Source organism: Corynebacterium sp. MSK004 (genome assembly GCF_030232515.1).
GTDB lineage: Bacteria > Actinomycetota > Actinomycetes > Mycobacteriales > Mycobacteriaceae > Corynebacterium > Corynebacterium hesseae.
Genome location: NZ_JASPKB010000010.1, coordinates 113770 through 129597 on the forward strand (window position 1 = coordinate 113770; position 15828 = coordinate 129597).

General features: G+C 58.0%; 14 protein-coding genes. All 14 read left to right on the forward strand.

Translation table 11 applies throughout. The annotated features are described in order from the left end of the window. Positions 1–40 precede the first annotated feature (40 nt). Positions 41–1198: a bifunctional glutamate N-acetyltransferase/amino-acid acetyltransferase ArgJ gene (gene argJ / locus QP999_RS11970; RefSeq protein ID WP_070529926.1), complete on the forward strand. Its 1158-nt coding sequence runs from the start codon at positions 41–43 to the stop codon at positions 1196–1198. 18 nt (positions 1199–1216) lie between these two features. Continuing rightward, the gene (argB, locus tag QP999_RS11975) at positions 1217–2152 is read left to right on the forward strand and encodes an acetylglutamate kinase (RefSeq protein ID WP_070529928.1); all 936 of its coding nucleotides are present in this window, start codon (positions 1217–1219) and stop codon (positions 2150–2152) included. Next, on the forward strand, positions 2149–3327 hold the full coding sequence (locus QP999_RS11980; RefSeq protein ID WP_284848379.1) for an acetylornithine transaminase: 1179 nt from the start codon (positions 2149–2151) through the stop codon (positions 3325–3327). The genes argB and QP999_RS11980 overlap by 4 nt, the downstream gene beginning before the upstream one ends. Next, positions 3324–4241, forward strand: coding sequence for an ornithine carbamoyltransferase (argF, locus tag QP999_RS11985; RefSeq protein WP_144014974.1), 918 nt, complete (start codon positions 3324–3326; stop codon positions 4239–4241). Before QP999_RS11980 ends, argF begins: the two co-directional genes overlap by 4 nt. A gap of 4 nt (positions 4242–4245) precedes the next feature. Next, entirely contained in the window at positions 4246–4731 is a 486-nt protein-coding gene (locus QP999_RS11990) for an arginine repressor (protein WP_070529935.1), read from the forward strand. Between the two features lie 74 nt (positions 4732–4805). Continuing rightward, entirely contained in the window at positions 4806–6020 is a 1215-nt protein-coding gene (locus QP999_RS11995) for an argininosuccinate synthase (RefSeq protein ID WP_070529937.1), read from the forward strand. Between the two features lie 26 nt (positions 6021–6046). Then, positions 6047–7471, forward strand: a complete 1425-nt coding sequence (gene argH, locus QP999_RS12000; RefSeq protein WP_070529939.1) for an argininosuccinate lyase — start codon at positions 6047–6049, stop codon at positions 7469–7471. A gap of 214 nt (positions 7472–7685) precedes the next feature. Beyond that, positions 7686–9203, forward strand: coding sequence for an amino acid permease (locus tag QP999_RS12005; protein ID WP_154736886.1), 1518 nt, complete (start codon positions 7686–7688; stop codon positions 9201–9203). A 26-nt stretch (positions 9204–9229) separates the two neighbouring features. Further along, entirely contained in the window at positions 9230–10267 is a 1038-nt protein-coding gene (gene ocd, locus QP999_RS12010; protein WP_284848380.1) for an ornithine cyclodeaminase, read from the forward strand. Between the two features lie 173 nt (positions 10268–10440). Next, positions 10441–11595 (forward strand): hypothetical protein, encoded by a 1155-nt coding sequence (locus QP999_RS12015; protein WP_269948140.1) that lies wholly within the window; start codon positions 10441–10443, stop codon positions 11593–11595. After that, positions 11596–13164, forward strand: coding sequence for a vWA domain-containing protein (locus QP999_RS12020; protein WP_070523133.1), 1569 nt, complete (start codon positions 11596–11598; stop codon positions 13162–13164). 35 nt (positions 13165–13199) lie between these two features. Continuing rightward, a complete protein-coding gene (locus QP999_RS12025; protein ID WP_070683474.1) occupies positions 13200–13799 on the forward strand; it encodes a hypothetical protein in 600 nt (199 codons plus the stop codon). 11 nt (positions 13800–13810) lie between these two features. After that, positions 13811–13999 carry a Trm112 family protein gene (locus QP999_RS12030; RefSeq protein ID WP_070523125.1) on the forward strand — a complete coding sequence of 63 codons (189 nt, stop codon included), beginning with the start codon at positions 13811–13813 and terminating at the stop codon, positions 13997–13999. 75 nt (positions 14000–14074) lie between these two features. Further along, positions 14075–15334: a tyrosine--tRNA ligase gene (tyrS, locus tag QP999_RS12035; protein WP_070523122.1), complete on the forward strand. Its 1260-nt coding sequence runs from the start codon at positions 14075–14077 to the stop codon at positions 15332–15334. Positions 15335–15828 lie beyond the last annotated feature (494 nt).

Consider the following 15828-nt stretch of genomic DNA (forward strand, 5'->3'; position numbering starts at 1 on the left):
GCTGGAACTGTAGTTCCGCTTAGACAAGGAGAAGACAGAAATGATTACCGCACCCGCCGGCTTCCTCGCTGGCGCCACGACGGCTGGGATTAAGCCCTCCGGAAAGCCGGATATGGCCCTCGTGGTCAATCAAGGTCCCAACTTTGATGCAGCCGCAGTGTTTACCCGTAACCGCGTGGTGGCTGCTCCCGTGAAGCTTTCCCGTGCAGCGGTAGCGGACGGTGTCATCCAAGCAGTCATTTATAACTCAGGCAACGCGAATGCCTGCAACGGCGTGCAAGGGGACAAGGATGCGGCGGCGATGGTAGCCGCTGTCTCCGAGCACACGGATATCCCCGCAGCCAACATCGCGGCGTGCTCGACGGGTCTTATCGGAGAGCTGCTTCCCATGGAGAAGGCATTGGCCGGTATCGAAGCGGTTGCCGGGGATCTCGGTTCTGATGAATCGCACGGTCAGGCCGCCGCGGAGGCAATCATGACCACCGATACCGTGGTCAAAGAATCGCTCTTTAAGGCCGAGGGTTGGAGCATGGGCGCCATGGGCAAGGGTGTGGGCATGATGGCTCCCTCTCTGGCCACCATGTTGGTATGCGTGACGACGGATGCCGTGGCCTCCCCACAAGCCTTGCGTTCGGCCCTGCAGATTGCTAGTGATCAGACCTTCAACACGCTTGACGTTGACGGCTCGACCTCCACCAATGACACGGTCATCATCCTGGCTTCTGGCGCTTCCGGTGTAGAGCCTAGCCAGGAAGAGCTGGATACTGCTGTTCTGGCGGTGTGTTCCGATATCGCGGATCAGCTCCAGGCAGATGCCGAGGGGGTGACCAAGCGCGTGAAGATCACGGTCGAAGGAACCTCCACCGATGAACAGGCGCTGAACGCCGCGCGCACCTTGGGGCGCGACAACCTTTTCAAGTGTGCGATGTTCGGCTCGGATCCCAACTGGGGTCGCGTGCTCGCCGCAGTGGGCATGGCGGATGCTGATATGGATCCGGAGAACATCTCGGTGTTCTTCAATGACCAGGCTGTGTGCGTTGGCTCCACCGGCGCGCCCGGCGCGCGTGATGTTGACCTTTCCGGGGCTGACATTGACGTACGCGTTGACCTAGGTACTGGTGGAAGCGGTACCGCTTTCGTGCGCACCACCGACTTGTCCCACGACTACGTGGAGATCAACTCCGCGTACAGCTCCTAAGAGAAGCAGGGAGGAAAGATGATTCAGGGACTCAGCAATGTAGACCGCGCCACTGTGCTCGCGGAAGCCTTGCCGTGGCTGCAGCACTACCGCGACAAGATCGTCGTCGTGAAGTACGGCGGCAACGCGATGGTGGATGACTCGCTCAAGGCCGCCTTCGCCGCTGACATGGTTTTCCTGCGCACCGTGGGCGCTAAGCCCGTGGTGGTGCACGGCGGGGGCCCGCAGATCAATGAGATGCTGGGCAAGCTGGGCATTGAAGGAGAATTCAAGGGCGGTTTCCGCGTGACCACCCCGGAAATCATGGACGTGGTCCGCATGGTTCTTTTCGGCCAGGTGGGTCGCGGTCTGGTGAATCTCATCAACTCCCACGGTCCCTACGCCGTGGGAACCTCCGGTGAGGACGCGGGTCTGTTTAAAGCCCGCAAGCGGCTTGTCGACGTCGACGGCGAGCCCACCGATATCGGCATGGTGGGAGACATCGTCAGCGTCGATCCCTCCGCCGTCATGGACATCATCGAGGCTGGGCGCATTCCGGTGGTCTCGACCATCGCTCCCGGAAATGACGGCGAGGTCTACAACATCAACGCGGATATCGCCGCCGGTGCATTGGCACGAGCACTGGGTGCTGAGCGCCTTGTCATCCTCACCAATGTGGAGGGCCTGTACACCGACTGGCCCAATCGCGATTCACTGGTGTCGAAAATTGAGGTCGACAAACTCAAAGCCCTGCTCCCAGGCCTGGATTCGGGCATGATTCCGAAGATGGAGTCCTGCCTTATGGCTGTCGAGGGAGATGTGAGCGCCGCCCACGTCATCGACGGGCGTATCGCCCACGCCGTGCTATTGGAGCTGCTTACTACGGGCGGCATCGGCACGATGGTGCTGCCCAATGATTACAACCGTGAGGACTACCCAGAAGGAACAGTCTTCAGGAAGGACGATAAGAAATGACCGCGCAGACCACATTGACGCAACGCTGGGGGCAAGTGCTCAGCAACACCTACGGCACCCCACCCGTGGCCATCGTGTCCGGCAAGGGCGCCACGGTGACCGATGAAGACGGTAAAGAATACATCGATATGCTCGCCGGCATTGCGGTGAACTCGCTGGGCTATGCCCACCCGGCCATCGTCGAGGCGGTCAGCGCCCAGGTGGCGACCGTTGGCCATGTCTCCAACCTCTTTGCCAGCAAACCCGTCGTCGAGGCTGCCGGCAAACTTCTGGAGAAAGTGGGGGATAGCGAGGCCCGTGTCTTTTTCTCAAACTCCGGGGCGGAAGCCAATGAGGCTGCCTTTAAGCTGGCACGCTTGACCGGCCGCCGCCGCATCCTCGCTGCGCACCACGGTTTCCATGGCAGGACGATGGGCTCTCTCGCCATGACCGGGCAACCTGCCAAGCGCAAGGCCTTCGAACCTTTCCCAGGCGGAGTGGAGTTCTATACCTACGGCGACATTGACTACTTGACCACCTTGGTGGAACAGAACCCGGAAGATACCGCTGCCATCATTCTGGAACCCATCCAAGGGGAGACCGGTGTGATTCCAGCGCCCGATGGATTCCTGCGCGCCGTGAGGGAACTCTGTACCAAGCACGGCATCCTCATGATTGTCGATGAGGTTCAAACTGGTGTGGGCCGCACCGGCGATTTCTTTGCCTTCCAACATGAGGGCGTTCTTCCAGACGTCATCACCATGGCTAAGGGCTTGGGCGCGGGTATGCCGATCGGCGCCACCATTGCCCGTGGACAGGCTAAGGATCTCTTCACCCCGGGTTCCCACGGCACGACGTTTGGCGGAAATCCCGTCTCCTGTGCGGCCGCCGCAACGGTGCTGGAGCTTGTCGACGACCCCTTCCTCGCCGACGTCGCCCGAAAGGGGGAGTGGCTGCGCAGTGAGGTGGCCAAAATCCCGGCGGTGCAGTCAGTCAGGGGCCGAGGGCTTATGCTAGGTGTTGTATTAAATAAATCGGTGGCTAAGGACGTTGTGGCTGCAGGCTTGGACCACGGTCTCATCCTCAACGCCCCAAGCAGCGAGGTCTTGCGCTTGACCCCGCCGTTGGTGATCACCGATGAGGAACTCACGCAAGCAATCGATCGCCTGCATAAGGTACTGGAGGAAATAGGATGAGCGTGCGCCATTTCTTGGCAGATGACGACCTCACACCGGAGGAACAAGCAGAGGTCTTGGACCTTGCCTTGAAGCTGAAGAAGGACCCCTTCTCCGAGCGTCCGCTGGAGGGCCCGAAGTCGGTCGCGGTTCTTTTTGACAAGACGTCGACGCGCACGCGATTCTCCTTCGAGGCGGGAATTGCTCACCTGGGCGGGCACGCCATCGTCACGGAGACAAAGTCCACGCAGATGGGCAAAGGCGAGACGTACCAGGACACCGCTGCTGTTCTCTCCCGGTTTGTCGAGGCAATTGTCTGGCGCACCTACGCGCACCAAAACCTGCTAGAGATGGCTGAAACCGCGACGGTACCCATCGTCAACGCTCTGTCCGATGACCTGCACCCGTGCCAGATCCTGGCGGATTTGGTGACCTGCCGCGAGAATTTTGGCGAGCTGACCGGCCTTAAGGCCGTCTACCTCGGCGATGGCAATAACAACATGGCCAACTCCTACATGCTGGGTTTTGCAACCGCGGGCATGGAGATGACGATTGTTGCGCCGGAAGGTTTCCAGCCGCAGCCGGAGTTTGTGGAACGCGCACGCAAGCGCGGCACGGTGACCGTGACCGATTCCCTCGACGGCGTCGACGGCGCCGATGTTGTCATCACCGATACGTGGGTGTCGATGGGCCAGGAAGATGATGGCAAGGACCGCCGGACCCCGTTCCTGCCCTACCAGGTCACCTCGGAAGTCATGGCACGCGCCAAGGAAGGGGCGATCTTCCTGCACTGCTTGCCTGCTTACCGCGGCAATGAAGTAACTGCAGAGGTCATTGACGGACCACAATCCCGCGTTTTCGACGAGGCGGAGAACCGCCTCCACGCACAGAAGGCGCTACTCGTGTGGCTTCTTGCAGCTCAGGAGGAGAAGTAGACGAATGACGACGACCCCAACTACGCGCAATGCCCGCCAGGCCAAGATTCTGGAGATACTCGACCGCACTCGGGTCACGAGCCAAGTTCAGCTCTCTGAGCTTTTGCTTGATGAGGGAATTGACATCACGCAAGCTACGTTGTCGCGTGATCTCGACGAGCTGGGCGCTAAAAAGGTAAAACGCGATGGTGGCCGTTCCTTCTACGTTGTGGGCGGCGAGCTGGAGCAGTTCGAAGACCAACTCAACGGTCCGCGTGAAAAGCTACGCCGCATGCTCGATGAGCTCGTGGTGTCGCATGACTACTCCGGCAATATTGCGATGTTGCGCACCCCCGCGGGTGCCGCGCAGTATTTGGCATCTTTCATCGACCGCGTGGGCTTGCCGGATGTCGTCGGTTGCATCGCGGGCGATGACACCATCTTCGTCCTCGCCCGTGAGGGATTAGGGGGCCGGGAGCTGGCGGAGAAGCTCACCAACCGCAGCATTTAACATTTATACGTAAGTCTGTATAATATAAATCAGTTCGATTTTTAGCACCTGTTTGTCTTAAAGGAGCAAATACTATGACTGCACGCGTTGTGCTTGCCTACTCTGGCGGTCTGGATACATCTGTCGCCATTCCCTACCTGGCCAAGATGACCGGTGGCGAGGTTATCGCCGTGTCCCTTGACCTGGGCCAGGGCGGCGAGGATATGGACTCCGTGCGTCAGCGCGCTCTCGACTGCGGTGCTGTCGAGTCCATCGTTGTCGACGCAAAGGATGAGTTCGCAGAAGAGTACTGCTTGCCCACCATCAAGGCGAACGGCATGTACATGAAGCAGTACCCGCTGGTGTCTGCTATCTCGCGCCCGCTCATCGTCAAGCACCTCGTAGAGGCCGCTCAGGCCCACGGTGGTACCCATGTTTCGCACGGCTGCACCGGCAAGGGTAACGACCAGGTGCGTTTCGAGGTTTCCTTCCGCGCGCTGGATCCCACCCTGGAAATCATTGCTCCCGCGCGTGACTATGCCTGGACTCGCGACAAGGCCATCGCCTTTGCCGAGGAAATCAACCTTCCCATCGAGCAGTCCGCTGCCTCCCCGTTCTCCATTGACCAGAATGTCTGGGGCCGTGCGGTCGAGACCGGCTTCCTGGAAGATCTGTGGAACCCGCCGACAAAGGACCTCTACGCTTATACCGAGCAGCCGGACTTGGGCAATGCCCCGGACGAGGTGACCATCACCTTTGATAAGGGTGTTCCCACCGCTATCGATGGCAAGCCGGTGACCGTCCTTCAGGCTATCGAGGAGCTCAACCGCCGCGCCGGTGCGCAGGGTATTGGCCGTCTCGATATGGTGGAGGACCGCCTGGTGGGCATCAAGTCCCGCGAGGTCTACGAGGCCCCTGGCGCCATGGTTCTCATCAAGGCCCACGAGGCATTGGAAGATGTCACCGTGGAACGCGAGCTGGCCCGCTACAAGCGCCTCACGGACGCCCGCTGGTCCGAGGAGGTCTACGACGGCCTCTGGTTCTCTCCGCTGAAGCGCTCGTTGGATGCCTTCACCGAGTCCACCCAGGAGAACGTCACCGGCGATATCCGCATGGTTCTGCATGCTGGTACCGCCACCGTAAATGGCCGCCGTTCGGGTCAGTCCCTGTACTCCTTCGACCTGGCCACTTATGACACCGGCGATACGTTCGACCAGACCGCTGCCAAGGGCTTTGTCCAGCTGCACGGCCTGTCGACGCAAATCTCTAACCAGCGTGACCGCGACGGCGGTTTCCCCACGGGCAAGTAGAACAACTAAGCCAAGGTAAGGAATCGATGCACAAGACCAATGAAGGTGCGCTGTGGGGCGGCCGCTTTTCGGGCGGCCCCTCCGAGGCGATGTTTGCCCTGTCCGTATCTACCCACTTCGACTGGGTGCTGGCGCCCTATGACGTGCTAGCCTCCAAGGCTCATGCCAAGGTACTGCACAAGGCGGGCCTGCTTTCCGACGCCGACTTGGACACCATGCTCTCTGGGCTCAGTGAGCTGGGGGAGAAGGTTGCCTCCGGCGAGTTTGGGCCGCTGCCGACCGACGAGGACGTGCACGGGGCCATGGAACGCGGGCTTATCGACATCGTTGGCCCCGAGGTAGGCGGGCGCTTGCGTGCCGGCCGCTCCCGTAACGACCAGGTAGCCACCCTGTTCCGGATGTGGATTCGTGACGCCATTCGCGATATCGCACTCCAGGTCACTGACTTGGTGGAGGCCTTGGCTGGTCAAGCCGAAGCTCACCCGGATGCGATCATGCCGGGTAAGACCCACTCCCAGGCAGCGCAGCCGGTCTTGTTGGCACACGAACTGCTCGCTCACGCGCAGCCGTTGCTGCGTGATATTGAGCGCCTTCAGGATCTGGATAAGCGCCTGGCTGTGTCACCTTATGGCTCGGGTGCGCTCGCCGGCTCTTCGCTGCACTTGGACCCGGAAGCCATTGCTGAGGAGCTCGGCTTTGATTCCTCCGCAGAGAACTCTCTGGATGGAACGGCAGCGCGTGACTTTGCTTCTGAAACGGCCTTCGTCCTTACTCAGATTGCCGTCGATATGTCCCGTCTTTCCGAGGAGATCATCTACTGGTGCACTCCAGAGTATGGCTACGTCACTCTGGACGATGCCTGGTCTACTGGCTCTTCGATCATGCCGCAAAAGAAGAATCCGGACGTTCCGGAGCTGACCCGTGGCAAGACAGGTCGTCTCATCGGCAACCTCACCGGATTGCTCTCCACGTTGAAGGCGCAGCCTCTGGCTTACAACCGTGACCTACAGGAGGATAAGGAACCCATCGTGGATTCGGTGGCACAGCTCAACCTGCTGCTACCGGCTATGACCGGCCTTATTGAGACCCTGACCTTCCACGAAGATCGCATGCGTGAGCTCGCCCCCCGCGGCTTCACTTTGGCTACTGATTTGGCCGAGTGGATGGTGCGCCAGGGCGTTCCCTTCCGCGAAGCGCACGAGGCTTCCGGTGCTTGCGTGCAAATCGCGGAAGCTCGGGGTGTTGACCTGGTGGACCTCACGGATGAGGAGCTGGCGGGCGTCGATAAGCGCCTGCTCCCCGAGGTTCGCGAAGTTCTCACCATCGATGGGGCAGTGGCCTCACGTTCTACCAAGGGCGGCACCGCCGGTGTGCGTGTGGTGGAGCAGCGTGAAAAGGTTCGTGAGTGCGCTGCTGCCGCGCGGAAGTGGGCAGAAACTCCACTGCGCTAGTCTCAACAAGCTTTGTCACCGCATGGCCGCTTTCGGCCATGCGGTTCTTTTGTGCGCGGGGGTAGGGAGGCCGCTCGTTTTAGCTGCGTGCGTATGTGCTGTGAAGCACTGTGGGGGGTTGATAGTGATGGGCATCTCATTAGGTTGCTATAACGTTTCATTAGGGAATGTGAAGCAAAGACACGTTCTTAACGCGGAAAGGACTATCTCCCTGATGACTGAACTACTTCGGCCACCGAACACGGAGTCGCACGAAAAAGAGAAAGCGGTCTATGCCTCGGAAGATCACGGACTGCAGAAGGGGATGAGCAACCGTCAGCTGCAGATGATTGCCATTGGCTCTGCCATCGGCACCGGGTTGCTGCTCGGCACCGGCGGGCGCCTACAAACGGCGGGACCGTTCCTCGCCGTCTTGTACTTGGTGTGTGGATTCTTCGGCTACATCATTCTGCGCTCGCTCGGCGAACTCATCGTGTATCGCCCGAGTTCGGGTTCCTTCGTCTCTTATGCGCGTGAGTTCTACGGTGAAAAGACTGCCTTCGTGACGGGCTGGCTTTACTGGGGAAATTGGGCAGCCACCTTGGTGGCGGATGGTACCGCGGTGGCTATCTACATCAAATGGTTTGGGCAATATACCTCGTGGTTGGACGCGGTTCCGCAGTGGCTGCTCGCCCTCGGCGTCGTATGTAGCATCCTTTTGTTCAACATGCTCTCGGTGAAGATCTTTGGCGAACTGGAGTATTGGTTCTCCATGATCAAGATCGTTGCGCTGATCATCTTCATGGTCGTGGCGATCGGTGTGGTCATACTAGGCCACCCCAACGGTGATCCAACCGGGTTCAGCCTTATTACTGATGCCGGTGGTTGGCTTCCTAATGGCCTGTTGCCTGCAGTAATTGTCATCCAGGGCGTTGTCTTTGCCTATGCAGGCATCGAGTTGGTAGGTACCACGTCGGGTGAGACAAAGGACGTCGAAAAGCATATTCCGCGTGCGGTGAATAGTGTTCTATTCCGTATCGTGGTCTTTTATTTCGGCAGCGTGCTGCTGCTGACCCTGGTTTTGCCCTACACCACCTACGTCACAGAAGTATCGCCATTCGTGACCTTTTTTGAGTCACTTGGCGCAGGTTATGCTGCGCCTATCTTCCAGCTGGTGGTAATCACCGCTGCGATTTCCTCATTGAATGCCGGTCTGTATTCGACGGGCCGCATCATGTACAACATGTCTACTGCTGGCTCCGGGCCCAAATTCGGTGCCCGCATGTCCAAATCTGGCGTTCCTTATGGAGGCATCGTGATGGCCGCCTTCGTCGGTCTCGCTGGTGTGTTTCTTAACTATGTGGTGCCCGAGATGGCTTTCGAGATCGTGTTGAATCTGGCCGCGCTGGGCACGTTGGCGTCGTGGGCCGCCGTGGCCATGTCGCACATCAAATTTGTGCACCTGGCAAAGAAGGGGCGCTATACCCGTCCAAATTATCGCTCGCCCTTCGGCCAAGCAGGTGATTGGTCTGTGCTTGCCTTCATCGCGGTGGTCATTATCCTTATGGCTTTTGACTACCCAATCGGAACCTTCGCTCTGGCCTCTACGCTGCTTCTCATTCCGGTGTTCGCTGCCATGTGGTTTGCCTGGCGTGAGCGTATCTACACCATCGCGGCGGAGAGGAAGGCCAAGCACCTTCCCACCTCACGCTTCCCAGCCGCGCCGCAGACGGACCTTCACCCGAAGAACTAATACAAGAATCAAGATCGGAGATTGCAATGAACCATGCTGTCAAGTTCGTAGATGTAGAGAATATGGCGCGCTGGATACAGCGTGAGGGAGTAGAAAACATCATTATCGGAATGGTGGACTACCTTGAGGCGGACTACCGCGAATGGGAGCGATTCGACAAAATCGCACGCGTGGCTTCTCACACCCCGTTCGGCGTCATCGAACTCATGCCTACCTCCAATGGCAAGGAGTACTCCTTCAAGTACGTCAATGGTCATCCTTCGAACCCCGCACGTGGCTTTCAGACGGTAACTGCTTTTGGCGTGCTTGCTGACGTCGACAACGGTTACCCCACGTTCGAGGCCGAAATGACTTTGCTTACGGCACTGCGCACGGCGGCCACCTCCGCCATGGTGGCAAAGCACCTAGCCAGAAAAGACTCCAAGCGTATGGCCATGGTGGGGGCTGGCTCGCAGTCAGAGTTCCAGGCCCTTGCATTCCGCGGTGTAATGGGGATCGATGACATCGCTATTTATGACATTGACCCGAAGGCAGTAGAAAAGTTCCAGCGAAACTTGGAGCCATTGGGATTCAACATCACAGCTTGCTCAAGTGTTGATGAAGCCGTACAGGGCGCCGACATCATCACCACCTGCACGGCCGATAAAGCCCAGAACCAAATCCTGGCCGAGCATCACGTCACACCTGGCGTGCACCTCAATGCGGTCGGCGGTGACTGCCCGGGCAAGACCGAGCTAGAGAGCTCAATCTTGGACAAGTCCAAGGTCTTTGTTGAGTTCCCAGAACAGACGCGCATCGAGGGCGAGATTCAACAGAAGCCGGCAGACTTTCCAGTGGTCGAGTTCTACCAGGTACTTACTGGGCAGGCGACGGGCCGCGAAAGCGATGACCAGATCACGCTTTTCGACGATGTCGGATTCGCCATCAATGACTTTTCTGCCCTTCGCTACCTTCGTGATTCTGTAAGAGGCACTGACTTGGAGTCAGAGATCGATATCATTGCCAACCTGGAGGATCCTAAGGATCTCTTTTCATTGGTCGCGAACGTGCCTTCGCTTCTTTAGCCCAATGGTCGGGACAGAGTCGCCGCCCTTTTCTCTGTCCCGCTGTGGCCGCATTGATCTCTGCAGTTCTTATTAAGGCAACCGCTTTCGGATAGCAGCAGCGGGGGACTGCATCGGGGGTGCGCGATCGGTAAGTCGAGCACCATGGCGGAGTGCCTTTTATGATTTAGGTCATGAGTAGCGCACAGCCGGGTGGACGAAAGAAGTCAGTTATCGTAGCCCTCGCCTTCCTGGTTGTCGCTATCGTCTCCGTGGTCGTGGGGCGTGGCTGGATTTCGATGCCCAGCTTTAGCTTTCCCAGTTCGCCCTCCTCGCATCGCGACCTCCTCCGCGTGAAGGGTGCCATCAGTCCGGAAGATGAGGAGTTTTTTAAAGCCGCGGAGCAGCAACAAGTATTTGCAGAGGTTGGCATCTCGGTGGCGTATGACGTTTTCTCGCCCCAGGACTTGGTAGAGATTGCTAGCAGGCCCGACCCTGACTATGACTTCGTCATGCCCGTCGTGGATGGCGCGGCACGTGTTGCTGAGACGAAAGATAAATTCACGACCATCACTGGGGCCGACCCCGGCTCGGTGGTTGCATTCTCTACGCCACTCATCGCACTGGTCTATACGGATTTGGTGGGTGATATGGAATCTCAAGGCTTGGTGGTTGACAACGGCGGTAACAAGTCCCTCGATCTTGCAAAATTGAACGAGATGTCAAAGGAAGGCACACGCTGGCGCGATATTAGCCCGTCTTTTGGATCTCCTCGCGTTGTCGATGTTGCGGTTCCCAGCCTCCGCGAATCCAATGCAGCTCTGCAGTATGCCGCCCTGATTCGTTCCGTCGGGGGAGGAGCAGGCGGTGATGATGCCATGCAGCGACTACTCGTCGGTCAAGGACACGGAGAGGCTAGCACGCAGGGAATTTTTGATACCTACCTGCGTCTTGGGAAGGGCGAGATGCCCATGGTGTTGGCCACCGAAGCCGAGTACGTAGCCGAACTTATAAAGCAATCAGATTCTGAGGGCAGTACGAAGCTCAAGGACTACACTCCCTTAGCTCTCGTCCCAGGTGCAATGCTGACCTCCACCGTCGTCCCGCAAACGGAGGAAGGTGAGGCTTTCGCCGCCGCCGTGAGTGACCGTTCAATTCAAGGTGTTGCCGCGATGCAGGGATACCGCACGGAGCCGACCAGCATCTTCGACAAGCTGGTCGCCGACGTGGAGTACAGCCCTCTCCCTCTGCCAACTCAACAACCTCCCACGTCTTGGCAAGACTTTGAAGCCATTCAGCAAGAGCTGGGATTAATCACGGGAAACGAACTCCCGGAAAGGATGATGTGAATGTTGCGATCCCTGAAGGCATTCGTCGCCGTGTCGTGCATGATGACTCTTGCTGCTTGTTCCGCTGTCAGTGGAAACAGTTGGCTCGACGACTCAACCTCAAGCGAGCAAGAGCAAGACGGTGACCTGAAGATTGTCGCCGCAACGGAGCTTGCACCGCTGGAGCCGGTCCTGGAACAGGCCTCCGAGGAGCTCGGCTTTGATATCACCATGACCACGGAGTCAGGCACGTTGGAGAACTCCCGTTCGCTGCAACAAGGAACCTTTGACCGTCACTATGACGCCACGTGGTTCGCCACCAACCGCTACGCCCGCATCATTGGTGCCGATAGCAAGTTGGGAAAGGAATTCAGCGTCGCGCGCTCACCTGTGGCGTTGGGCGTGCATAAGGATATCGCACGCAAGCACGGATGGGACACCACGCAGCCGACCTGGCAGGAGATTTCAGATTCAGGTATCACCTTTGGGATGACCGACCCATCAACGTCGAACTCGGGTTTCTCCGCCTTGTCTGCGGCCACCACCGCTTTCGCGGACACTGGCCGAGCGCTAACGGAGGAGGATATCTACAAGGCTTCGGACAAGGTCCAAGACCTGTTTGGTAATCAGACGCTCACCTCTGGCTCCTCGGGGTGGTTGGCGGATCGCTTCCGCGAGCATCCGGAGCAAGCGGACGCGATTATTAACTACGAATCCGTGCTCTATCAGCTCCAGGACGAAGGCGCAGACCTACAAGTGGTCATTCCTTCCGATGGTGTCATTTCCGCGGATTATCCACTCACGGCCCTTCATAGCTCCCCAGACGATGACGCAGAAGCTAAGGTGCAGGCGTTGGCTGATTGGTTGCGTGATTCTTCCCAGCTGCTGAAGAGCTACCACCTGCGTGTGGACAATTCCGATCTGCCGGGCACCATGTTCGAGCTTCCTTATCCCGCTAACGAGAAGACTGCACAGGCGCTGGAGGCCGCATTCGCCCACGAGCTGCGCAAACCCGGCAACACGTCTCTTGTGCTGGATACCTCGGGTTCTATGGAAGGTGAGCGTATCGAGCTTCTCAAGAGCAGCTTGCGCCCGCTTATCGACGGCTCTGCGGACGGCAATACCGCAGAACAAGGCCAGGTTGCCTTCCGTAACCGCGAGCAAATCAAGCTCATGCCGTACTCGTCCGAACCTCAGCCAGTGACCCGCGCGGTGATGGATACCGAAAACATGGGCTCGGTCAAAGAACTGGCGGATCGAGTAGAGGATTTGCAGGCCGACGGAGAAACCGCCACGTTCGACTCAGTGCTTAAAGCCTTTGATGAGCTGAGCACTGGCGACGGCGATATTGGCACCGTGGTGCTCATGACCGACGGTGAGGTCACTCGCGGCCGAACCTTTGCTCAGTTTAAGGAGGCGTATGAACAGCTCCCACCGGACAAGAAGGATATCCCGGTGTTCGTCATCTTGTACGGTGAAGCCAATGTTCAAGAGATGGAGGAGCTAGCCCAACTCACCGGCGGCAAAACCTTCAACGCCATCGACGGTGATCTGGCCGGGGCCTTCGAAGAAATTCGCGCTTATCAGTAAATCACCCTCTCCATTGTCAAGGAAGGCAGGCATCCATGGACGACGTAACCCCTCGCAAGGTAATTGCCGCAGTTGTAGTGACGGTGCTCGTCGCTGCCTTGCACTTCCTCACTGGCGGCGGCCTGGGATTCCTTTGGCCAATCGTGGCGGCCAGCTGCGGCGCGGCAGCCGGATTTCTCATCCCGCCGGAGAGGCAGGGCAAGGAGCTTCCGGCCCCTCCGGTGTCTGAGGCGGACCGGCTGACCACAAGCCTGAAGAGCACTCGCTACAGCCTGCACCACCGAGACACTCCGGCGCCCGTAGATCGCGCGTGGACGGAGTTCGACGCCTCGGCAACGTGGGTGCTCAACAACTGGGACAGGCTCGATGATGCCCCAAGTCAGCAGTCCCTTGTCCGCGACATGATTGAGGAGCACTCGAGCAGTTTGGTGAAGTCCTATTTAGAAGTAACGGAACTCAACGAGCCCGCAGCGGTCAAAGAGGTAACTGAGGCGCTGGGGATACTCAATCGAGAGATGACGGAGATTCGTGACGCCATTGCCCAGAACTCGGTCCGTGGCCTGCAGGATCACTCCATGGCGCTGAAGCTGCAATTTGGTGGGACCACTCCTTCTGCAGATTCCAAGGAGGTGTAGGGTTGGCGGGTATGAGTCTTGATCCGAAGCTGCTCGACATTTTGGTGTGTCCGCAGGACAAAGGCCCGCTGAACTACCTGGAAGAAGAACAGGTACTGGTCAATGACCGGCTAGGGGTGGCCTATCCCATTGAAAACGGTATTCCCGTCATGCTGGCCGATCACGCAACACCGTGGCCGCCAACTGACGACGATGCCTAAGACGCATCCCGCGAATTTAGTGGTCTTTGCGAACACTTATCCCGTCCAGCCGGAATCGAAGTAAAAGGAGCCTCCATGAACATCATTGATGAGCTGCAGTGGCGCGGCCTCATTAACCAGTCCACAGATCTCGACGCCCTCCGCGCGGCTTGCGAGGAACCCATCACTCTATATTGCGGTTTCGACCCCACGGGTGACTCCTTGCACGCGGGCCACTTGGTGCCGATGATTATGCTGCGCCGTTTTCAAAAGGCCGGGCATCACCCAATCGCCCTCGCTGGTGGCGCTACGGGGCAAATCGGCGACCCGCGGGATGTGGGGGAGCGCTCCATGCTTTCGCAGGAGACCATCAATGAGAATATGGTGGCTATCAAGAAGCAGCTGCGCCAGTTCATTGACTTCGAGGGTGAGAACGCGGCGACCATGGTCAACAACGCGGACTGGACTTCTCAGATGTCTGTCATTGACTTCCTGCGCGACGTGGGAAAGAACTTTTCTTTGAATACGATGCTGGACCGTGACACGGTCAAGCGTCGCTTGGAGTCCGACGGAATCTCGTACACTGAGTTCTCCTACATGCTGCTTCAGTCCAACGACTACGTGCACCTGCATAACGAGCTGAATTGTGTCCTGCAGATCGGCGGTGGCGACCAGTGGGGCAACATCGTATCCGGCGTGGATCTCAACCGACGTGTCAACGGTGCGAAGGTTCACGGCCTTACCGTTCCGTTGGTTACGGACGCCCAGGGGCAGAAGTTCGGTAAATCCACCGGTGGCGGAAAGCTGTGGTTGGATCCGGAGAAGACGTCCCCGTACGCGTGGTACCAGTACTTCCTAAACGCTGGCGACTCTGTGGTCATCGACTACCTGCGTTGGTTCACCTTCCTTGATCAGGAAGAGATTGCTTCCTACGAACAGAAGGTCGCGGACGAACCATTCCGTCGTGAAGCGCAGCGCAGGTTGGCCCAGGAGATGACCACATTGGTGCACGGTGAAGAGGCTACGAAGGCTGTGGAGCTAGCAGCGCAGGCACTGTTCGGCAAAGCTGAGCTCACTGATTTGGACGAAAATACCCTGGCTGGTGCCTTGTCTGAGACCACTGTGGCAGAGATTTCCGCAGGGGAGCCGCGAACCATTGTTGATTTGTTGGTTGCCGCTGGCTTGGCCGATTCGAAGGGCGCTGCCCGACGCACCATCAAGGAAGGTGGCGCGTACGTCAACAACAAGCGCATTGAGTCTGATGAGTGGGAGCCGGACGCTACGGATCTGCTTCACGGTTCGTGGCTTGTTCTGCGACGAGGAAAGAAGAACTTCGCCGGTGCCAAGCTCAGCTAACAACCGGTCTTCTTAGTCGGAGCAGACCATGCCTATCCCGCCGCCTTGTGCGGCGGGATTCGTCGTTTTTCTAGACCTGCGATTCACAACCGGGATAAGAACTGCTCGAAAAAGCATGAATACCTGGGGATTTGTTGTTTGTTGGGGGTGTGCGTATATTTATCGAAGTCGCCGCGAGACGCTGGTGACACGGAGATTAACTCCCAGTTGACAAGGTTTAAACTTGTTTACTAGAGTGTGAACTCCAGCCGCTCAAGACGGTGAATGATAAAGATTCATTGCGCTGAGTGTGCGAACGATGTTTGAGAACTCAATAGTGTGCCAATGTACTTTTGTGTTGGTTGATTTTATTCATTGTGGCTGTGATACGCCGTATGCGTATCACGGTTGGTGTATGCCGGATGGCGCTTTTCCTTTAGCGGCGTCATTGTAAATAACATAAGTTGTTTGGGCGTAAATGATTTAAAATCTTCTGACTTTGCCAGCCTCCTGTT

Excerpts from the sequence above, each read along its gene's own strand:
- argJ (WP_070529926.1), top strand. The coding sequence starts at position 41 with ATGATTACCGCACCCGCCGGCTTCCTCGCTGGCGCCACGACGGCTGGG.
- argB (WP_070529928.1), top strand. The coding sequence starts at position 1,217 with ATGATTCAGGGACTCAGCAATGTAGACCGCGCCACTGTGCTCGCGGAA.
- QP999_RS11980 (WP_284848379.1), top strand. The coding sequence starts at position 2,149 with ATGACCGCGCAGACCACATTGACGCAACGCTGGGGGCAAGTGCTCAGC.
- argF (WP_144014974.1), top strand. The coding sequence starts at position 3,324 with ATGAGCGTGCGCCATTTCTTGGCAGATGACGACCTCACACCGGAGGAA.
- QP999_RS11990 (WP_070529935.1), top strand. The coding sequence starts at position 4,246 with ATGACGACGACCCCAACTACGCGCAATGCCCGCCAGGCCAAGATTCTG.
- QP999_RS11995 (WP_070529937.1), top strand. The coding sequence starts at position 4,806 with ATGACTGCACGCGTTGTGCTTGCCTACTCTGGCGGTCTGGATACATCT.
- argH (WP_070529939.1), top strand. The coding sequence starts at position 6,047 with ATGCACAAGACCAATGAAGGTGCGCTGTGGGGCGGCCGCTTTTCGGGC.
- QP999_RS12005 (WP_154736886.1), top strand. The coding sequence starts at position 7,686 with ATGACTGAACTACTTCGGCCACCGAACACGGAGTCGCACGAAAAAGAG.
- ocd (WP_284848380.1), top strand. The coding sequence starts at position 9,230 with ATGAACCATGCTGTCAAGTTCGTAGATGTAGAGAATATGGCGCGCTGG.
- QP999_RS12015 (WP_269948140.1), top strand. The coding sequence starts at position 10,441 with ATGAGTAGCGCACAGCCGGGTGGACGAAAGAAGTCAGTTATCGTAGCC.
- QP999_RS12020 (WP_070523133.1), top strand. The coding sequence starts at position 11,596 with ATGTTGCGATCCCTGAAGGCATTCGTCGCCGTGTCGTGCATGATGACT.
- QP999_RS12025 (WP_070683474.1), top strand. The coding sequence starts at position 13,200 with ATGGACGACGTAACCCCTCGCAAGGTAATTGCCGCAGTTGTAGTGACG.
- QP999_RS12030 (WP_070523125.1), top strand. The coding sequence starts at position 13,811 with ATGAGTCTTGATCCGAAGCTGCTCGACATTTTGGTGTGTCCGCAGGAC.
- tyrS (WP_070523122.1), top strand. The coding sequence starts at position 14,075 with ATGAACATCATTGATGAGCTGCAGTGGCGCGGCCTCATTAACCAGTCC.